We start from the raw sequence: 21,379 nt of genomic DNA on the forward strand, positions 1-21,379 counted from the left end.
GAAATCTTTTACGCTATACACCCATTTCTCATTAAACAAAATATTCCAACAGAAATTATAACAAGTTCCTGCAAATTTTTTTGTCAAATTTTGTCGCGTTTACAAAAAAAGAGACTCTTACATATAGTAAAAGTCTTTTCTATCATTACCGTGGCTGTAACGTTAACATTTTCCCTTCTATTCCCGCTGTATTCAGTGTAGTCGTATGATACTCTCCATTTACCCAATCATCTATTTGATCATGATACCAATCCCTTCTAAAAGGATAAAAATCCTCTTCCCCCTAATTCGCTTTTATTATGAAAGAACCTTTTGAAACATTGAAAAACCCCCTTCATTTTCCTACCAATGAAGGGGGTTTTCTTATCGTTCGCTACGCCAACTTTCATTATGCCCAAGATTTGAATCTGTCGCTACTTGCACATCATATAACATTTCACTAAAGAAGCGTTTATCTACTTCTTTTGGTACAATGCGTCTTTCATCATCAATCTCATCGTATTCATATGAACCACGATTCACTGTACCTGCTTTATAAAATTGAATGTCAAATACACATACATCTTCTTCATCTTCATAACCAATCGGCGCTCCGCTAAATGACAATTGCACGCCTAATCCGGTACGAGTATCTTCTTTGTAAAATGTATAATATACACCGCCATCTTGAACAGACCCACGGATCCATCCAAGCTTCGTCATCTTACCGAATAACGAACGACCATTTAGTAAAATACCGCCAAATCTCTCAATAGCACTCCCATCATTCTCTTCTACTACAAACACTGGACGCTCAATTTGTAGGAACGGCTGAACAATTCCCGCACTTTCTAATTGCTCTTTCCATAATTCCTTCTCCGCCTCAGGCAATTCTAATGGATGAACGAAACCAATAACAGTGCCAGATGAAAGTTCATAACTCTTCCCGTCAATTGTACAGAACACGCCACCTTCTGCATAACGGAATGCCTTTAGCAACTTCCCTTTCTTATACTCACCCCAAATGAGTGAAATAGAAAATTGCTTCATAATTGGATTATCCATAAATACAGACTTCCATGCATTATGTGACCAATAACGCTTTAATGAAAGTGCCGTTTCCAATCGTTGTTTTTGCATGGAAAGAGTATTTCGGAGTTCCTTCTTTAAAGAGGCTAATTCTTTTTTAGCCTCTTCAGCCTTTTCTACATCATCTTTTGCATTCGGCTTTGGAAGTGACTTCATACGTTTTCCTTCTTCTGTCTCTAATTCAATTTTTAACTCTGTAGTTAAGATAGCAGTAAAACTTCGATTCCCGAAATCAATTATTTTTTCACCATGTATAGTAAAGCCAAGGTCCGGCACCAATTGATCTTCCAGCTCTTCCTCTGTTATACCACGTGTTTTCGCAGCAAGACTTAGCGCTTCTTTTGCTGCATTACGTACTTGCTTATGTTTATATTTAAATGCTATTGCATGAATAGACATAAGTGCAAGCTTAGATGAAGACAAACCTAAAGCACGAACGGCATCCGCTGCTATCTTTCCTCTCATTTGAAGCACCCATTCATCAATTTGCTTTATAAGTATGTCGACCATTTTGTCGTCACTATACATTCCGTATAACGAAAGAATTCCACGTTTCTTCACATCTGCGTCTTGAGAAATCCATATTTGATATATTGTTTGCACATATTCTTTTAAGTCCTCTTCATTTAAAGCTCTACCAATTACTTCTGCTGTTTCTTTCTTCTCAATAACAGCATCTGAAATATACTGTTGTAAATAGGCTAACGGAATTGCAGCATCAGCAATTTCATCAGAGTCACGTAAACGGATTTGTGGCTCATCCCCAATCAATTGCAGAAGTGAATTTCTTGTTTGTTCAGTTAAAATACGTGCACATAGTTCTTCTATCTTTTTTTCCTCCGTTTGAAATAAAAACGAGAATTTTCCTGCGAAAGATTCATTTTTACTTTCTTGCAAAGCTTCCTGTACAAGTTTCGTATATTTTTCAAGCTTATACTCTATAAGTATTTTCATCACATTTTCACGAACAATTTTCTTTTTATTATGAAGTTCAACTGCTACATCTGCTGCAGCTTCTACATCTTTTGAAAGCAGTTTAACTACAGACTCACGCATTTTTTTAGATGAATCTCCTAAGCTTTTAATTAAAATTGGACGCATTTTAATCATGTTATCCTTTGCTAACTCTTCTAAAATATATGCTTTGGCCACAGCAGAATACTCATCAAATCGTTCAATGATGTACGCTTGTTCTTTTACAATTACACAAACAAGCGCTTCCTTCGCCTTATTTCGCTCTTCACTGTAGCATGCAGCTTCTTCAACTGCATAAGCGATAAGCTTTTCCTTACTTAATCCATACGAAAGCAGATCTTCTAATACTTGTTTCGGTTCTACTCCCCTGATAGAACATTCGTAAAGAAGTTCGTATAAATTAACACTATCTTCATCTCCAAACTGTAGTGTAAGTACAGCTTCCCTCTTCGCTACATCATCTATATCCCAAAGAAGCGCAACCTCTAACACCGGCATGCCCCAATACATACTTCTATATTTCGGATTTTTAAGTATTTGCTCCATATCCTCAAGTGACAATTTCCCTAGTAAATAATCACGATATGTATCCCGCACTGTAGACAATTTTATTTGCAAAGCAGCAACAAAAAATTCTTCTCGCATTTTCCCTATATTTAGCTCATATCCTTTTTCAGCTAACGTGCGTGCGATGATGAGATAATTCATTTTACTTACATATTGCAAAGTACATTGAATAAATTCAGGATCTTCCTCCAACATAAAGCATAGCAATTCATATTCATACGTCTTACAAAAATCCTCACTATTCAAATCATGTTGCCTTAGACGATGCGCAAAAAATCGTTCCTTAGAAATCCAAAACTGTGTACAAAAACTTTGAATTTCTTCATATGTTTCTCTATTTACACTACCAGTTTTTTTGTAGTTTTGAGACTGACCGAGAGTGTGACACATATAACGTGTTGCATAGTTTATAAAACCCCAAACATTTTTCTTCGCCAATATTTCAATATATCGCCTCGCAACATTCGAATATTTATGAACACAAAATAATAGCCGCCAAATATGTTCCGGTAAATTCCCACCTATAAATACTTCACTATCATCTTTACCTTTTAAATACCGTTTAACTGCTTCAACCTTTTCCTCTTCCCCTAGCAGTTTCAATATAAATTCTGTATGTTCTTCTAACCTCTCATTCAATAAAGAACTATATGTACGAAACTTTTCATAATCTACATCAAACATTACAAGAAGTAATGTTACTTGCTGATTAGTTGGTAAAGTATGTAATTGTCCCTCTATATAGTTCGGATTCTCTCTTGTTAACTCTCTAAGAAAAACATCTGCTTCATTCACATAACTTGAAATACTGGATAAATATTTGCATGCGATTGCTACAAGTTTGTCCAAAGGAAGTGCACTTTTTTCTAAATAAATCTTCATTTTAGAAAAACTGACATGCGCAAAACGGACTACAAGAACATTTAATAATTGCTCCTCGAGTATATGGTAAAATAATCGAAAAAAATCCGGATCTTGTTTATGCACTTTCCTAAAATCGTTTATAAATCGCTCCGCAAAATCGCTTCTTTTTTGATCACGAATTGTCGTTAGTTGAATATCTTTTAAAATCTCTTCTTCTTTTGTCTGTAAATATCGTTGTGATAATTGTTTCTGTTCTTCTGTCATATTAATATATTGAAACAACTCAGATGTACTAGTAGTCAAACTTTGTACCCCCCGCATCTTTTTATCTATTATAAAAATACCCTTATTTAATGGTAGTATAGCATAAATCTCACAAAAACGAACATACATTCTATGTTAAGTTAATGTAAATTAAAATACACTACTCAAAATACATTTCCTTCTCTCTAAACTTCCCATTACGCACTTCTCCCCACTAAAATCCTTTAATTTTTCACTACACCAATTCCTCAAAATCCCCTTCACATAAGCTAACGTTTTCTTATTATTTTCAAACGCAATTTTAAGTACCTCTAACACTTTCTCTCCAAAAAGTCTTTGTATCCAATTCTTCAATTCCTTCACAATATATGGGGATAAACTACTAATATTTTGTTCATAAAACTTATAAACTTCACTATTTGGAACGTCCTCTTCTATGGTTTCCACCTCTATCTCTTCCGCTTCTTCTTTCTCTTCAATAACTACTTGTGAACTACTATTATCCTCTTCTTTTGGCATACCAAAATGCTGCAATAATAATGGAATCTTGTATTCTTCTTCAAGGCATTTACGTAAAAATATATGTATGAACTCATTACTTTTTATAGTCTTTAACTCACGTAATACGCACTTCTCCACATTCGTATTTGAAATAGGGTTATATTGTAACCAATTTATTATGAATACCTCTTTCGTTTCCGTATCATATAAAATCTTTCCATACTCAACAAACCTGTTTAGCAACTTCTCAACAGTCTCCATACTATAACCTGTTTCAAGCTCTGCCACACGCTTCGGTAATATGTAAATACCACATTGCTTTGTTTTCGTACCAGTTAACAAATATATGTAAAAATAACGCTCCTCTGGCGTTAAATCTAATATGAATTCATCTTGCCAAAAGTTCACCTGCACATTACGGTATACCGCCATATGTTTCCCTCCACTCTTTGCTAGTAAATAGGAAAATTTTAATCCTTCATTATAAAGATAGGCATACGGGAATGGTTTTGGCATTCGAATTACAATTTTTTTACTACTACAACGCCGGTTTCATTTTTTCGTGCTTGTTTTGTTCTTGTAGTTGTTTTTGTTTTTGTTTTTTCTTAGTGATTTATTACTTGGTAGGGGCTTATGAGGGGCTTGGAAGGGCATTCTACATTACAATCTATCAAATCCAATTTGTTCTTCCTACTAAATAGGAGCTATTCCAAATTATTATTTTGGATAGCTCCTTTCAAACTCTTCTTATTTTTTACTTCTACCAATGTCAGCTTCTACATACAATTTCTTCTGCTATTTGCGGGCAGTAACACTCTCATTTCAAAATTCGGTGAATAAACTGCTCGATTGCAATGCGAGTGACCCTCACTGATTAAAGTTTCATTTTATTTTTGCATTGAATCTAACATCTTCACAATAAAGGCAGCTGCCTGACCACGAGTTGCTGTGCCTCGAGGATCAAACTCATTATTTCCAATACCATTAACTACCTTTAGACTGTATAATCGTTGAACCGATTCTTTGTATGTTATTAAATGCTTATCTGTAAATGGTAATGCTACTAACTCACCTGTAATTCCTTTATATCGTAATGCTTTGTCAATCATAATAGATACTTCTTCACGAGTAATTGGTGAGTTAGGATCAAAAATCCCTTCACCACGACCATTAATAATTCCTGCACTTGCACAACGTTTAATACCGTCATGAAGTGATGGATGTGCCTCATTAATATCTACAAATGACTTATTTCCCTCTGGTAGTTTAAGAGCATTCGAGATTAATTTCGCAAACTCCGCTCTCGTTACATTTCGATATGGCGCAAATACACCATTACCTTCGCCTTGCATAATACCTAGACTGTTTAATTTACGAATATGCCCTTCAAACCAGCCACCTGTAATATCATCTTTTGGTTTTTGTACTTCTTCCTTTGGTACATTGTAGTTAATTTTAATCCAACTTGGGTCATAGAAAATCCATTCTCCATTACCTACTTTATACCAACCATTTTTAACCGCTAATACTTTGTAACGATCTCCGTTTGAAGCTTTACGTACAACACGATGTTCAATACCCGCATCACTACGTACATTGATGCCACTACCATTTACCACTAGTTCCATGCTAGGTTCAGCTGGATTATTTTCATTTGGATTAAATGAGTCATTTTTATCTTGTAAAGGCGTATCAATCTGCGCATTTATATTTGCATACCACTGAATTCCTTGTACGAAACCAGCCCAATTACCACGTGAAATTAAAATGTCAGGACATTTTTTCCCGCTCCATTGTTGATGCTTGTAAATATGATCTGCACCAATTCCTTCTTTGTTCATTAAATAACCTGCAAGTCGTTTTGCATTTTCTAACGCTTTATTGTAATCACCGTCTTGGTTAACCGCAATCTCGATACCGATAGACTCCCTGTTTCCTGAACCATCTCCATCTCCTGCATGCCAACCATTTTCGTTTGTTGGTAAGTGTTGATAAATTTGTTTATCATCTACAGTAAAATGCCATGAAGCTGTTCGGAAAGTGCCTTCAGTTGCTTGCTTGTATAAATATTTCGCATGATTTTCAGCATTAGCACCAGCGGCTGTATTTGCGGTCTCATGAATTGTAATGTAACGTGCTTTCATCGGATTTGCAGGACGAATATCAGGATTTCCTGCTGGAACAATCCATTCCACAAATGGAACTCCTGCAAGTGTTCCATATTTCTTCGTACTCTGTGCACTATATTGAATACCTCTTGGCTTTGCAACAGGTTTCATTTGACGATCAGACCCATCATTTCGACCATCTACAGATTCAAATGCCTTTTCAATGTTTGAAATAGCTTCCTTTTCTGCTACTTGTCCCTTCTTAGCATCTTGCATTTTGTTTAATTCTTCTGTTTCATCATGTTTATGCTTATATTCTTCTAAAAGCATTTTTTCATTTTCAGATACTTCTGCTTCGTTAATTTGTACATGATCAGGAACTTCCAACTTGAAATTAGAATAATTTAATCCGCTCGTTCCATGTTCTCCCTGGGCAATATTAAGTTGATCAGTTTGAGATTTGTTTATCTCTTCTGCTGATGCTGATAAAGGTACACTCCCTAAAATCACTAGACTTGTTGATAGTGCGATTACTTGTTGTTTGATTGTCTTATTCATTATTATAATAAATACATACACACTCCCACCGTGTATGTATCTCAACCTCCCTTTATTGTCACATTAATTTTTAAAAATATGAATCTACTATGTACTTCTATTATATTTTCTTTTTATTTACATATTTTAATTATTTCATTTTATACTCATTAAGAAAATATTTATATGTCATCCCTACAGATGAATTTCATCTAACATACTTTTTATAAAATTCGTCAACAAACATTATTTTACAACTAATTACAAATACCGTCAAAATAATCAATTTAAACTTAGACAAATAACTGGTATACAATTTCATAATAAGAGATCCTATACTATCGAAATACATCTATTACAAATTCCCTTTAACGTTTTCAACAATCTCATTTATCGTATTCCGATCAAACTTATCACTAATTTCATATGACTCACGATCTCCTACGAATTGCACGCCTACGATATCATTGCGATCCTTACCGTATTGCACTTCAATAATAGATCCTCGCTCTATTTGCTTCCAAATGAGACCTGCTTCATCTTTATTATCTAAAATAATGCAGTCTTCAATATTTTCGTCAATCCCAATTAACTTATTATCATCCATATATCCAATCTCGTATTGTTGCCGTTCTTTCGCTTTGCCACTTACTAATATACCTTTGCTACCATATGAGTAATCCATATAGTCCTTTTTCTCCGTTTGTACCGCTTTCGGCTTTTGTGCTTCAGTTTTTTCAGCAGCCCCACAACCTGTAATAAGACTGATTGGGATAACCACTATTAATACTAATCTAGTAAATTTCTTTATCATTTGTAACCAACCTCATATATTTAATGCAAAACTCCATTTATTACTCTATTAAAGAATAACATGATACTAAGTAAACAGAACGAAAGATAACATATTATTTACATACTCGCAATTTAATGAAGGACCAGGCCATTTAAACCTAGTCCTACATAACTTTAACTTTGCTTCACATACTTAATTGTATTAAATGACGTCTCATTAAATAATCGCAAGTTTTCCCCATCATAATCTTGAACTTTATATGCTATTTTCTTTTTTTGAATTGTATCTTCTACACCGTCTACTAAACGTTTATTGAGATGTAAATAGATTGTAAAAGCTTCCTTATCATATTCCCAAGTTCCTTCAATATAATTCTTTTTATTTGGATACTCACCTTTACCATACGTTTCAAATGTCTTATCACCTTTTAAAATGAGTGACATATTGAAACCGTCTGTTCCTTGGAATCCCCAATTACCGATTAATTCCGTACCATCTTTCACATTCTTCATAACGTTATCTGTATTAATTCCAGCTTTCTTATCTAACTCTTTCAAATCTTTCATTGATACTGTACCGTCACCGATTTTAATATCTCCTTCAAGATCTTTGAATGCCTTAAGCCAGTAAATATCTCCTTCTTTCACTAGCTTTTCAGATTTCTCTATTAACTCTTTATCAGTCTTATCACCTTTTTCTCTTTTTTCTTTTCTGGTAAATACTTCATTTATTAAAGAAAAAGACTCTCTAAAATAACTAATTGCTTTTTCAAAATCTTTTTGTTGGTTTACATACTCTGCAGGGGGATCTATCGACTCAAATTTATCTAACACTTTATTTAATTCTTTCACACTATCTACTATATCTAATTTCTTTTTCTTACCGTCAAAAACCTCTCTTGTAATATTGTTATGCTCCGCAAACAACTTATCAAACTCTACTCCTAATTTATACACTTTATTAGGATAGTCTTCCTTTGAAACTTTTTCTTTCTTACTATTAGACTTCGATTCTTTTACTTTAGACTCTTCCGTTTTCTCCTGTTTAGAAGTGTTCGTTTTCTCAGAAACTCCACAACCAAATAACAACATGACCGGAACTGCTACCCCTAGTAGTTTCTTTGCATTCATGACTGATTTCTCCTTCTACTTGAATAGATTACTCTTGCTATACCCATCCTCTTTTTTTATCTTGTAATTAAAGTTACAATCGCAATAACTCCTAGAATCGGTCCCCAATATTCCATTTTTATAAAAAATAATGAGTGCTTTTTGTTAAACATAACTTTTTCACCAGTTTCGGTATCTATATAAACTTTCCCATCTGGCTTATTAATATATTTACCTAAATACCAAGACATAACCCCTGATATAATAAACATTACCGCCATTGGCCAACTATGGTCTTGAAAATATGTAGCATCCCCCGTTATAGATCCAAAGATAGCCTTACCCAAAAGAGTATTAATAATTACAATAATTGCGACTAAAAAACCCCAACCAGACCAAATAATCATCTATTTCTCCTCCTAAAGCGTACAACTTTGTACTTTATGTTAATTTGAACTGCAAACGAAAATGTTTAAAAAACCGAATATTCAGACGTTAATAATTATATTTAGCTTACATTCGATTCTAACTTTAATGTCCTAAATGCAAATGAACCAGATATAATTTGTAAAATTGTCGGAATAAGTAAAAAGAATAATGACATAAACAACATAACTATAGGAATCACAATCATACAAACCCCATAAACTTTATTATTAACCTTGTTTACTAAACACGATAAAATGAACAATCCTATTTGAACCGTTAAAATAATAGAGTAATAAGCTAAAAGTTCGTAATCAACACCTTCCATAATATTAAACGCTACAACTATTAATATTATGGAAATAATAATTCCCAAAATGCCACCAATTAAACCTAATACGAATTCAGGTGTTCTTTTCAATTCAATCCCCCTTTTATGAACCACTAACAACTTGTATATTTTTCCCACTCACCATCATACCAAATATTCACTGGAAAAACTATACAAATGTATTTTTTATTCTACTATACTTTGCTTCTAACTATAGATAGCTTGTAGCAGTCACAAAATCAAAAGCTTCAAAATTACTAACCGGTTTCGATACTTTTAGAAAGTAGACATACCTCTTGAATACAATTAGTATTAACATATGAAATATGAAAAGCTTAAAAAGGCTTTTACATGATGAAAGGAAGTTGCACAACTATGGATTTTAAAACAGTTATGCAAGAACTTGAAGCTCTAGGTAAGGAACGAACGAAAAAAATATACATATCTAACGGTGCGCATGAGCCAGTATTCGGAGTAGCTACAGGTGCTATGAAACCAATCGCTAAAAAAATAAAATTAAATCAAGAGTTAGCTGAAGAGCTTTATGCCACAGGTAACTACGATGCTATGTACTTTGCAGGCATTATTGCCGATCCAAAAGCTATGAGTGAGTCTGATTTTGATCGCTGGATAGACGGGGCATATTTTTATATGCTATCTGATTATGTAGTGGCAGTAACTTTATCGGAGTCAAATATCGCACAAGATGTTGCTGATAAATGGATTGCAAGTGGGGACGAGCTTAAAATGTCTGCCGGCTGGAGTTGCTACTGTTGGCTTTTAGGAAATCGCAAAGACAATGAGTTTTCCGAAAGTAAAATTTCCGATATGCTTGAAATGGTGAAAGATACAATTCATCATTCTCCAGAACGAACAAAATCCGCTATGAATAATTTCCTAAACACCGCGGCAATTTCATATGTACCACTACATGAAAAAGCAGTCGAGATTGCAAAAGAAGTTGGTATAGTTGAAGTCAAACGTGATAATAAAAAAAGCAGTTTGTTAAATGCTTCTGAAAGTATTTAGAAAGAACTTGATAGAGGAAGACTTGGTTTTAAGCGTAAGTATGTAAGGTGTTAAAAGTATGAAGGTGTCAATGTAGGAGAGATTGACACCTTTTTTGTGGACATTACTAGACTAACGGAGCTGCAAGTTAAAGGGAACCAATCATTCATCTCCCACTATACATCTCAAACTTCTTCTTTCAATTTATATACCCTATCTCTTTTCTCATCATCTTTGATAAAAATAAGTTTTCCTTCTGTAACAAAACCTTCTAATAGTAAACATACTTGTCCATATGCTTTAGGCTTATTCGTAGTGAATCTTTCATCGGGTATTTTACCAGATCGTATTAATCGTTCACATAGCTCAAGCGCACTTATTTCTTCAGAATCAATTAATTCTAAAATATCTTTTTGTAATGGTGATAAAGAGGCTGGTACCTTACATACCTCAGCTACCTCCACCTTTTCTTTTTCTTCTTCAAATAAATCTTCAAATGAAATTTGATTCATTACACCTGTTCCTTTCTAACAATTGATTTATATAACATGAATTGAATTCTATAGGTACGAAAACTTTAAATATTAGTCATTGTTATGTAGCGCTTACCTCGTTACATGAATTTCAAACTCATGTACATCATTTCATATAGTATATTTTGATTATACCAAATATACGTTCTGTCTTCTATTGTAGAATTTTTATAACAGAAATGAAAGTAATAGTGAACATTTTTCTTCTCTTTAGTTGTATAGAAAACTATGTAAAAAGTTTACATAATAAAATTATAGTGATCTGTTAAATTTCTACGCAAAAAAGCACTTGTTGCCTCAAGTAGACAATCAAGTGCTTTAACTTCATATGTTCTATAAGTAACATTAATCCGTCACTATTCTTTTTTCAATAGTCCAACTAAAGCTAGTTAATTTGGATATTTTACATATTTACTCGCTAATAATACATTCCTTAATTTAACAAAAAAATATTTTAAGATTTATTTTTCTCTTCATATTCTTTCATCTCTTCGAATTTTCTTCGCTCATTTTCATTACTAGGTTTCTTCCCTAAATATTTATATTCAAAATAATCCACTCGGTCATTCGATCCAAAAGTAGATTGATACCATTTAGTATACCCATAATAAATTTTTACTTTCCCCTCAGATGTCACAATCATATCAAAAGAATACCAAGGTTCCTGATTATTTTTTATAAATATTTCCTGTAACTCTACACTTAAATGAAATAATTCATCATATGTCTTATCATATTCTTTTTCACTCACATTAAATACATCTGGTATATCATGGGAATATATATATTCATCCGATCTATCTGGGGTATTGAAAAAGAATAATACCCCACCCTCTTGGTTATAAATCTCTGCATTAAAATAAAAGATATCCCATTCTACGGGAATTGTATCATTTATTTTTTGCGCTATATTTTGATAGATTTTATTTAATTCTAATTCGAACACTTTTACATCAACCTCCTGTTTTATTAAGTATTTCACGTATTACCTTACGTTGGCCTTCAATTTGGTATTTATTTTAAATGAGTTTGGTCTTAGTGATGAACCTAAGTATACTGGTTCAATTTTTACTGATACTTTTTTAGGAGGCTTCCCACCTAATGCATTAACCCATTCTTTCTCCATATTATACCATTCTCCACCCGAACGATTAATCTGTTTATTTTGAGCGACTAAATTATCAATGTCACCGGATCCATGGAATTGCGTCCCTATCAAATGCCCACCATCATCATCCGGCAATCTATCTTCTCTTCCTGCAGCCACTTGCATTCCTGTGTTTCGTTTTCCTTTTTGAAGTATTAATTCTCCTGCCTCAACATCTACTATTCTACCAAGCTCATCTGTTGTATATTTATAACCATTCTCAGTAATATAACGCACGTTTGGCGCAAGTTCTTTCCTTCCATTTTTCCCTTTAATAATGTGCTTCCCAAGATCTTTCTCTTTTATCTCAGTTATCTTAGGAGTCTCACCCGTACCCTTAACCCCTCCACTCTCCAAATTCGAGATCCTATTCTGAATACTCGCCTTTGAGGCATCATGGGCTTCTTGGAATTTCCCGCTATAGTTCGTTCCAGTTCTAACGACACTTCCATCTGGCAGTATTTCTACATCTTTAAAGATTGGGGATATGGAGTCCGCACCTTTTGCTAATGTATTTTCAATTATATAATACTAGGAATTTATGTTAGCCTTAATTCATAAAAAATTACTTTTTATAAATTTAACCCAAGTTTCTCGTTACCACATTTCTATATTATAACATTAACTCAATCGTATCTTTTAAAGCTTCATTTACATTAATAGCCTTTTAAATAAAAAAACTGAAAGAGGATTAATCCACCTTCCAGTTTCTTCTTTCATTATTCTATCGGCCCCATAAATTGAGTAATTAAATAAACATGCTCGATAAGTTTGACTTTTTGTAAGTTTTCTACTTTTTCTGGTCCACCTAGTGCAAGTAAAGGTGTGTAACCAAAACATTCATCTATTTCAAGCTTTCCGTATTTATTTAATGCCTGCTGATAATGCTTCCAATCCAATCCTTTCTCTAAAAAATAATCATCTTTCGTATTTTTAAAGAAAAACTTGAATTTTCCAGCTACTACATCTACCGTACCTTTTCGATACTTAAGTAATAATAAATAGTTATTTTCCCACACAAGAATATCTCCCATACCTGTTGTAAAAATTGGGATAGCTTCTTCATAACGGATATAACTTTCCTTTAATATATCTAAATATTTTTCTGGGTTTATTGCTCTTAAGTATCCATTTAACATACTCCCAAACCCATAACATTTCCATAAATCTATTATTTGATCTGGAACTTTCCCTGTATACTTTTCAATAACCTCTGTTGATGGTTTTTCGAAAGATATAAAATCATTTATATTTTCCATAGTATCCCCCTACTCCGATTTCAATCTAACATTAAGATATGTCAAATTTTTTTCTTCCTCTGATAAGGTGTCAGCAACTCGTCTAATTTCCTTATCCACATTACCAATCCTGCTTTTCCACTGCGAACCTATTGATGAATTAATTCTAGAATCACCCATGCCAGTTATTTTTAATGGATTTCCACCCGCAATTTGATCTGGGTCATGTAATGTAGCTTTATCCTTTATCCACTTTAAAGCTTGCTCTTCTGCTTCCCTAAATGAAAAACCTTCTTCCATAAATTCATCAATTTTATCTTGCACAGCTTGTTTTCGTGTTAATCTTTGAGCTGAATTTGCTTGTTTTGATCTCCCATATTTTAAAAATTAGTTCCGATTCTAAATAAACTCATAAACTGTCAATTTTCCCAGTCCATCTTCTTGGTTTTTTAATTGTCATATAAACTCATCTTCATTATGTTTCCGATTACGTTTAAATTTGATTCCAATTTCGTCAGTACGCGAGCTATTATTACCCACTCCGCTAGTTTTATTACTTCCTTCTAATTTACTATGCCCATGAGCAAGTTGATAAACGTCATCCTTAGTTACCGTACTTGCCTTTGAAAACTTTCCAGTTACTTCTCCAACAGTTGAAGGAAGCTTCACTCCTATTCCAGTATCCACCATCCTAACCGCTACTGGAATAGGAGTATTTTTCATAGCATCTAGTGCATTCTTTAAAGTCTTATTTTCCCTAGGCGATTGTACCACATTATTTCTACTCTAAAACACAAAAAAGCACTTGTTGCCTCAAATAGACAATCAAGTGCTTTAAGTTCATATGTTTTTAAGTAGCATAAATTTGTAAGATTTATAAGATCTGTAAGTTTTGTATTAACAGTACGACACCTTTTACATGCCATGACAACTACTACGTTAAAACTTACGAGTTTTTACGAGTTCGTTAGTTTAATGTACATTCCATGTGTTTATATTCATCGCCATGTAAAATGTCATCTCGCCTAAGCTCGTACTTCGTTTTCTATTCTATCATTGCACACAGTACTCCATGATGGTATTACCTTCATGGAGTCTCTATTTTCAAATATATCGTTTTTCTTTTTTCTAATTCAATACTTTAATTATCTTTAGTTCGCTTGCCTTATGTGTTAGTGATATATAACACCTTTCTTATAGATAGCTTTGGCACTATAGAGTGCTCCTAAAAACATTATCTTTCCTCTCTACACAAATGAATATAATGACCAAATTCAGGAAATACATCCCAGTTTCTTTCAAGGGTATCGCTAATCTCACGCTCCTCGACTAAGCCGGTCTTTAAATCCCTTTTTTCCATTGCTATATAGCCATTTTCTCGGAATCCCAAAATCAAGCTACTTACTTCTGTATCAGTTTCATCATCATATTCCCAATACGTAGCTGTTCTTAAAAATATCTTACTGTCACTCACAACTTCAAAATCATAATTTAAATACTTACGAATCAAGTCATCATAAAATCCCACCAAAACCCATTCATTTGTAACATTTACAATATACTTAAGGTTTTCATCTTCAGTTAATACCGCCGTATATGGTTCATGTTTTTGATGGTATGTGTATGCATCACGGTCATCTAAAATATTCCAAGGCTTCTTTTTAATGTCCGACCATTCGTCACAATAATAAATTTTCATAGTCAATTATACACCTTCCCTTTAATATCCCTAATAATAATCCTATTTTTTGTTGCTTCATCAAGAATCGTTTGCGGAATTGGTTTATTTTGAACTGGTACTTCTAATATTAACTCACCTTTAAGCCGCCCCCCTTTGAGAGCGTTAGGATTAAAAGGACCATTTGATATTTTAGAACCTGAAGGATATTTTTTTGTAATTTCATTTAAATAACTCTTAGCTGTCTTTTCTTGCACTTCACTAAGTTGAGTGAATTTTCTAGATACTATTTCCTTATTGTGCGCATATGAGTCAACTACGTATTTTTTACCCCCTACTTCTTTTGCTTCCAACTCTACCTCATTATAAGGGTAACGAGGACGATTTTCCTTATTAAAATTATTCCCTGCTTCCCATCGCTCTTTAAGCCAATCCGGTACACTTTTCTTTTTAGGTGTAGCTTCACCCGTACCCTTAGCCACACTACCTTCCTTACTAACTCCTGAACCTCCACTACCCTTAGCAAGTTGATAAGCGTCATCCTACCACATTATTTCTACGCTAAAACGCAAAAAAGCACTTGTTGCCTTTAATTGACAATCAAGTGCTTTCAGTTCATATGTTTTTTTAGTAGCATAAATTTTGTAGGTCTTCGCTTGATTTTATATTACATCTTTCTATAAAAAACTGCAGTCCAATTATATCTAACACTTGGGCTACACTTCATATCAGACATTTTTTCATATAAATGTTCTTAGTATATTATTTTTGTAACTTTAAACTAGCAATTAACTCATCTAAACTATCCGAAATCTCTTCAAATGAACCTCGTTCAAAATCCTCCAATTCAACCTTACCACTTACATTATCTAAAACAACTATCAAACCGTTCCCCTCTACACCTATTGGAGTCTTATCAACCTTATTATGATTGTTTTTATACCCTTCTAAATTACTTTCGAAGGAATCCAATTCAATATTTGGTAATACAGGTTCTAGCCTAATATAATGATTACCAATAAATCCATCTAAATCAGCAAACCAATAAGAATTAAAATAATCATCAATTGAAGTGTGCAGTTTAATTTCAAATCTTTCCTCAATCTTCGTTAAATCATTCTTATTATTTTTTTCAATAGGTTTCCATGAAATTTCTTCTTCATCATCCATTTCACCCTGATATATAAATGAATCAACTTCTTCGTTATATGGCGTTTTAAATAAAAAATCTAACCCTTTATCAAAATATTCTTTTCTTAAATTAAAATATTTGCTCATAGCATCCTTCATTACCAAAATAATCACCCTTACTTTTCTAAGAATTTTTCTAATAGTTCAGCATATTTTTGGTCATTTCCCCAAACTCCTGCGCTTTTCTCAGCATTATGAATCCCTCCTAAACCTGGATGTAGCTTTGAGGGTACAGCCACAGCTTGACCACCACCACCAATGTGATGATGTATTAAAGTGTCATTATATAATTCTTTTAAATCATATTGGGGAAAATGTTTTCTAAACGTTGGATTGTTTATAGGTGCGAATCCTAATTCTATTTTTTGTCTATTTGACCTATTAAACGCTTCTGGGTACTTCTCTAACATCTCTTTCCAATAAAAATCTTTATCGCGTAACCAACCCTCTGCATTGGTGTTTTTTTGCCCTTTACCAACATAGGGCATCTCAACAGTTAAGCGAGGATCCGCAGTATATTTAGCCTCTAGCTTACCTAAATCAGCACCACGATATGTTCTAATAGGATCATTAATATCACCTATCTTCTTAACCGTTTCACCCGTACCCTTAACCCCACCACTCTCCAAATTCGAGATCCTACTCTGAATACTCGCCTTTGAGGCATCATGGGCTTCTTGGAATTTCCCGCTATAGTTCGTTCCAGATCTAACGACACTTCCATCTGGCATGATTTCTACACCTTTAGCGAATGGGGTTACGGAGTCCACACCTTTTGCCACTAGACCTTTAATGAAGTAGTCCGCATCATTAATCTTATCTACGGTTTTCCAACCTTGTATTTTTAAATTTTTTAATAGATTATTTTCCTTAAGCGATTGTACCACATTTCCACCCAAATTTGGATTAAAACCAGGCACTCCGTCTTTGAATTTTAATATTTTGGCTAAATCAGCTAATTCACTCGTGCCTTTGAATGCTTTTACTCCTTTTCCTACTGCTCCAACAACTGGGATTGCATCTAATCCGCCAAAAATGATGTTTGCTGTGCGTTCTTCTTGGCTCAATTTCCGGTGTGTTCCCCAGTCTTCTCCGTCGATACCGCTTTTTATTTGTACACCTCCGTATACTACTGCGGCAGCGGCCCCGAGTGGTGGGCAAAGGATTGTTGTGATGATGATTCCTAGGCCTATTCCTATGTCTCGCACCATTTCTAGTTTTTTCTGTTCATCTTCTATCGATTTGTATTCAAATCCTCGTGTGGATGGGACTACTTTCTTGTATTCTTCATAATTTAATTTTGCATCTGGGTTTTGTTTTTTTAGTTCTTTGTATTCCTCTCTCAGTACGTTATCAAATGCAGGTGAATCTTTAAAAATATCTTCTACTGTTATTTTATCTTTTTTCGTCTGTATTGTTTGCGGTACACTTCCGTATCCCGCGTGCGCATCTGGTAATACTGTCGTTGTTGTAGAGCCAATTCGGTTATCTGTTTCGAAACTGAGAATAGATGTATCTCTCATTTTTTGAGCGAATTTATCCATTTCTACTAAAAAAGGTTTATCTATATGTTCAGAGACCAATCGCCCTGCTTCTCCGCAATATTTTTGTAATGTCGAATAGCTATCAAGTAATTCCCCGATTTTTTGCGATTGATCTTTAGGATTAAAATGGATACTACCATCCGAGTCTAAATCTCGTATTCTTCCATCAATTCTTTTTAATGATTCATTTGCTTCCCGTAATTTCATGAGTGCATCTTTTGTAATTCGATTCATACCATCCCCCATGTTTTGCCATGGTTCAGGTCCATATTTCACATCCATCTCGTTTTCATCCCCCCAGCCGTATGGTGATTTCTACAACTTACTTAATATTTCACGTAATTGTTCGTCCTTTTCAAGCATTTCTACACATACATTTCCTACAACTGTCGCTGACCTAGAATAGTGTTCAGCCAATTCTAGTGTTTTGTGTAATATATCAGGATATTTTTCAATTACTCTCATCGCTTCACCTTTTTGATAAAAATCACAGCTTAATAAACTCTCAATATTCGTTCCAATGACGTCTACATGGATTTTATATATATTTTCTAACTTCATTACTATATCAAGTAGTTCTTGAAAATTAACTAATACTTCTTCTCCACCACCAGAACCACTATCTCCCATTGATACTTGCATTATTGAATACCTCCTAACGAGAATTGTCTCGGGTCAATTAACTTTTTATATGGCATTTTTAACACGTCATACAATTTCTTATTAATCGCATAGAGGCTCACCCAGTCATATTGATTACGATCTACATCGATTTGAACGAAATCTTCTCCTTCAGTAAAATATAAGAAACATTCCCATTTTCCTCCTCTATTACTTCGAGGCCTCGTATACGTTTCTATCGCTATAACGTCTTTATTTGATAAATCTTTTTCCTCAAATGTTTTTTGTTCTGCCTCTGTCATTCTCTTTGAGAAAAATGTATCTTCTATTTCCCTCGGTTCTCTCAATAAGAAAGGAATGCGTGTTAATAATGAAAAATATACGTCCGGCTTTGGTATGTAGTCGATCTCGTATTTTTTATTTGGTTCTATTTCTGTTAATACAGCCACTCGGTCTTTATCCTCTTTTAAAAAGCCAATTAATACATTATTCATTCTCGTGTATTCATGACAATTTTCATATTCCTTTAATAGTTCAATTATTTGAAAAGCTGCAGGGGTAATTCCATTTTCACTTGTAAGTAGGCCTTTTTCTTTTAAACTCGTAGTTGCTTTCGTGACACATTCTGCATCAAGTAAAATAATTGCGTCACGGTTTGGCAATCCAAATATATCGGTAACCCCAGCTGCACCTGCGAGAACATATAATTCAGCAGGTGCAAAACTCATTTCTTTCCCCATTCTTTTATCCCTCGTTTCTCCATCACAGTTGTTTTATCGCCCTTACTTCCGATTTATCTCCGTACGTTTGAATGCTTTTATCTAACTCTTTCAAAGCTTTCGTATGTCCTTCAAATGCCTCTACCATTTCTGAATTATATTGAATGATCAAATCAAGATAACTTAAAAATGCATCTCTCGTTTTTCCATTCCATTTCGCACCTGTGACATATGCTTTTAAGTCTTTCGCTTGGTTTAAAGAATCCTTCATACCATTTTCAATGTTTTGTGCGTAAGAAATGGCACTTGCAGTGTTACTTCCTATAATTTCAACCTCTTTACCACTCATGTTCGTTCCCTCCATTCTTTGTATGCTTAATGGATAAGTTTTTCAAATTCCTTTTTCTTTTCTTCAAAAGCCTTGGTCGCTGCAGCGTATGCTGACGCTTTCTCTGATTCTGCTTTCGCTTTATATTCCAAATACTTTGCATAAGCTGTACTTTTTGCAGATCCAACATCGCTTAATGCACTTTTAAAATAGGATACTAATGTATGTAATTCTTCATCCTTTTCATGACGTTTTTGTTCAAATTCAACTGCCGGAATTTTATTAGCTTCTAAACCATTACTTTTACTCTCATAATCTCTCTTCGCTGATTCAGCATCTTGAATGAATTGCTTTAACTCTCTTTCTTTATCTTTTAAATAATCATGTAAATCATCATACCGATCTCGTTTCCTCGCACTTTCTGTAAAACCAGACGCATTTAAAAAAGCATTGTACAATTCATCTAACATCTTTCTCCCCCTTTAGCGTAATAACTATGTAGTTAAATTCGTATATTTAAACATGAATATTCATTACATTAAGAATTAACAAATAATTATTTTTACATATTGCTATTTTATCAAAGGGATTTTAACATTTCCATATTTTATGAATGGCTTTCGCATTTTTCTTCAATAAAGTGAAACTTTAATCAATATGACTATGTATTTATTATTACCTTTTATCCAATTCATTCGTATTAAATCCTTGCTTGAGAGTAAGACCAGTTCTTTCTTATTTCATAAACAACTATTTCTGGATAATCCCAATGAAGCGTACGAGTAGGCTCCCGGACTCGTTTTACTATTCCTTGGGCTGTTTTGTTTCTATATTCATTCCAATATTTTGGCTCAGTCGCTCTTAAAAGAACGATAGAAAAAGGATCTGATATGAATATCAGATCCTTAACTTTAATTTCTTAATACATACATCTTTTTACACGATAACTGGTTCGTACGTGCTCAAATTATCATACTCAGTTTTTACAATACTAGGTGGAAGGTTAACACATCCTTAGATTCACCTTTTCTTGTAGCAGTGCATAATGTTTAATAAAATTAAAGCATATTTTTACTTACCAGACTTAATTTTTTCGTTATATTCTTCTAAAGTTAACCCTTTTTCTTTTAGATAAACGGCAACTTCTTTTCCTACATAACGATAGTGCCATGGCTCATACTTAATGCCAGTAATATTCTCTTTATCTTTTGGATAGCGGAGAGTAAACCCATATTCTGCAGCATTCTTATCTAACCATTTGAATGCATCGGTAGTTTCAAATTTTGCATTTAAATCTTCTACAGTATTTTGCCATTCAACTGAAATAATGTCTAACGCTAATCCAGTATGATGTTCACTTGCACCAGGATACTGAAGATATTCCAATGCCTTAGCACTAGCCTCTTTATCCGACAAACCTTGAGATTTATAGCTTTTAACTGAAGCATCATAATAAGTTTGTTGTAATTTTATAGCTCGATAACCTGATCTTAAATAAAGATTGATTCCCTCTTTTTTTGCAGCTGCTACCATATCCTGATAGGAAGTTGCAATTCTACTATCTATTTTCATATTTGGCTTCGCATTTTGAGTGATACTTGTTAATTCAATTCCTAGTTCCTTTGATAACATATGCTCTCTATTTACAAGGATAATTCTCCAATCATTAACATCAGAGATAGGTAAAACATCTTTTTTCTTCGCATGTATTTCATTTTTATTTTTATCGTTATTATTAGTAGTTTCCTGAGATGTTTGCTTTCCACTACAAGCAGCAAGACTCCATCCCATTGCTAATACCAATGCTAAAATTATAAATTTTTTAA

At 33.7% G+C, this 21,379-nt stretch carries 21 protein-coding genes and 2 pseudogenes; 1 reads left to right on the forward strand and 22 read right to left on the reverse strand.

Translation table 11 applies throughout. The annotated features are described in order from the left end of the window. Positions 1–363: 363 nt before the first annotated feature. From EBQ15_RS11205 to EBQ15_RS11240, 7 genes are all read right to left on the reverse strand, one after another. Positions 364–3,777 (reverse strand): DUF4132 domain-containing protein, encoded by a 3,414-nt coding sequence (locus EBQ15_RS11205; RefSeq protein ID WP_000213792.1) that lies wholly within the window; start codon positions 3,775–3,777, stop codon positions 364–366. A gap of 111 nt (positions 3,778–3,888) precedes the next feature. Further along, complete coding sequence (locus EBQ15_RS11210; protein WP_000312101.1) at positions 3,889–4,671, reverse strand: DnaD domain-containing protein; 783 nt, start codon at positions 4,669–4,671, stop codon at positions 3,889–3,891. Positions 4,672–5,126: 455 nt separating this feature from the next. Next, positions 5,127–6,905, reverse strand: coding sequence for an S-layer homology domain-containing protein (locus EBQ15_RS11220; RefSeq protein ID WP_002000187.1), 1,779 nt, complete (start codon positions 6,903–6,905; stop codon positions 5,127–5,129). Positions 6,906–7,239: 334 nt separating this feature from the next. Beyond that, a complete protein-coding gene (locus EBQ15_RS11225; RefSeq protein WP_000591634.1) occupies positions 7,240–7,698 on the reverse strand; it encodes a hypothetical protein in 459 nt (152 codons plus the stop codon). A gap of 155 nt (positions 7,699–7,853) precedes the next feature. Further along, the gene (locus tag EBQ15_RS11230) at positions 7,854–8,810 is read right to left on the reverse strand and encodes a DUF3994 domain-containing protein (RefSeq protein ID WP_000992200.1); all 957 of its coding nucleotides are present in this window, start codon (positions 8,808–8,810) and stop codon (positions 7,854–7,856) included. 56 nt (positions 8,811–8,866) lie between these two features. Continuing rightward, positions 8,867–9,196, reverse strand: coding sequence for a hypothetical protein (locus EBQ15_RS11235; RefSeq protein ID WP_000587855.1), 330 nt, complete (start codon positions 9,194–9,196; stop codon positions 8,867–8,869). Between the two features lie 101 nt (positions 9,197–9,297). After that, positions 9,298–9,636, reverse strand: a complete 339-nt coding sequence (locus tag EBQ15_RS11240; RefSeq protein ID WP_000831724.1) for a DUF4064 domain-containing protein — start codon at positions 9,634–9,636, stop codon at positions 9,298–9,300. 285 nt (positions 9,637–9,921) lie between these two features. Here EBQ15_RS11240 and EBQ15_RS11245 point away from each other — a divergent pair, with 285 nt between their 5' ends. Next, on the forward strand, positions 9,922–10,575 hold the full coding sequence (locus EBQ15_RS11245) for a DNA alkylation repair protein (protein ID WP_000346315.1): 654 nt from the start codon (positions 9,922–9,924) through the stop codon (positions 10,573–10,575). A gap of 164 nt (positions 10,576–10,739) precedes the next feature. On the opposite strand, the gene EBQ15_RS11250 is transcribed toward EBQ15_RS11245, so the two are convergent. From EBQ15_RS11250 to EBQ15_RS11320, 15 genes and pseudogenes are all read right to left on the reverse strand, one after another. Beyond that, positions 10,740–11,066: a DUF3895 domain-containing protein gene (locus tag EBQ15_RS11250; RefSeq protein WP_001071910.1), complete on the reverse strand. Its 327-nt coding sequence runs from the start codon at positions 11,064–11,066 to the stop codon at positions 10,740–10,742. Positions 11,067–11,541: 475 nt separating this feature from the next. After that, positions 11,542–12,033 carry an immunity protein YezG family protein gene (locus EBQ15_RS11255; RefSeq protein ID WP_000462361.1) on the reverse strand — a complete coding sequence of 164 codons (492 nt, stop codon included), beginning with the start codon at positions 12,031–12,033 and terminating at the stop codon, positions 11,542–11,544. Positions 12,034–12,040: 7 nt separating this feature from the next. Continuing rightward, positions 12,041–12,693 (reverse strand): annotated as a pseudogene (locus tag EBQ15_RS11260) (DNA/RNA non-specific endonuclease). Between the two features lie 260 nt (positions 12,694–12,953). Next, complete coding sequence (locus EBQ15_RS11265; protein WP_000427865.1) at positions 12,954–13,493, reverse strand: T6SS immunity protein Tdi1 domain-containing protein; 540 nt, start codon at positions 13,491–13,493, stop codon at positions 12,954–12,956. 9 nt (positions 13,494–13,502) lie between these two features. Beyond that, positions 13,503–13,835: pseudogene (locus tag EBQ15_RS31595) on the reverse strand (polymorphic toxin type 15 domain-containing protein); the annotation flags it as partial. Positions 13,836–13,928: 93 nt separating this feature from the next. Then, positions 13,929–14,246, reverse strand: coding sequence for a hypothetical protein (locus EBQ15_RS31600; protein WP_000250842.1), 318 nt, complete (start codon positions 14,244–14,246; stop codon positions 13,929–13,931). A gap of 460 nt (positions 14,247–14,706) precedes the next feature. Next, positions 14,707–15,171: a hypothetical protein gene (locus EBQ15_RS11280; RefSeq protein ID WP_000708799.1), complete on the reverse strand. Its 465-nt coding sequence runs from the start codon at positions 15,169–15,171 to the stop codon at positions 14,707–14,709. A gap of 2 nt (positions 15,172–15,173) precedes the next feature. Further along, a complete protein-coding gene (locus EBQ15_RS11285; protein WP_001051895.1) occupies positions 15,174–15,632 on the reverse strand; it encodes a hypothetical protein in 459 nt (152 codons plus the stop codon). A gap of 280 nt (positions 15,633–15,912) precedes the next feature. After that, complete coding sequence (locus tag EBQ15_RS11290; RefSeq protein ID WP_002101116.1) at positions 15,913–16,428, reverse strand: SecY-interacting protein Syd; 516 nt, start codon at positions 16,426–16,428, stop codon at positions 15,913–15,915. A gap of 29 nt (positions 16,429–16,457) precedes the next feature. Continuing rightward, entirely contained in the window at positions 16,458–18,167 is a 1,710-nt protein-coding gene (locus EBQ15_RS11295; RefSeq protein ID WP_000382710.1) for a hypothetical protein, read from the reverse strand. A gap of 33 nt (positions 18,168–18,200) precedes the next feature. After that, positions 18,201–18,527, reverse strand: a complete 327-nt coding sequence (locus EBQ15_RS11300; RefSeq protein WP_001198201.1) for a hypothetical protein — start codon at positions 18,525–18,527, stop codon at positions 18,201–18,203. Further along, positions 18,527–19,246, reverse strand: a complete 720-nt coding sequence (locus EBQ15_RS11305; protein ID WP_000514119.1) for a DUF5081 family protein — start codon at positions 19,244–19,246, stop codon at positions 18,527–18,529. The genes EBQ15_RS11300 and EBQ15_RS11305 overlap by 1 nt, the downstream gene beginning before the upstream one ends. Positions 19,247–19,268: 22 nt before the next feature. Further along, positions 19,269–19,574, reverse strand: coding sequence for a WXG100 family type VII secretion target (locus EBQ15_RS11310; protein ID WP_000014535.1), 306 nt, complete (start codon positions 19,572–19,574; stop codon positions 19,269–19,271). 26 nt (positions 19,575–19,600) lie between these two features. Further along, the gene (locus EBQ15_RS11315; protein ID WP_000883455.1) at positions 19,601–20,023 is read right to left on the reverse strand and encodes a hypothetical protein; all 423 of its coding nucleotides are present in this window, start codon (positions 20,021–20,023) and stop codon (positions 19,601–19,603) included. A 601-nt stretch (positions 20,024–20,624) separates the two neighbouring features. After that, on the reverse strand, positions 20,625–21,356 hold the full coding sequence (locus tag EBQ15_RS11320; RefSeq protein ID WP_000241995.1) for a M15 family metallopeptidase: 732 nt from the start codon (positions 21,354–21,356) through the stop codon (positions 20,625–20,627). Positions 21,357–21,379 lie beyond the last annotated feature (23 nt).

The sequence above is a fragment of the Bacillus sp. 2D03 genome (assembly GCF_003946765.1).
Classification (GTDB): Bacteria; Bacillota; Bacilli; order Bacillales; family Bacillaceae_G; genus Bacillus_A; species Bacillus_A cereus.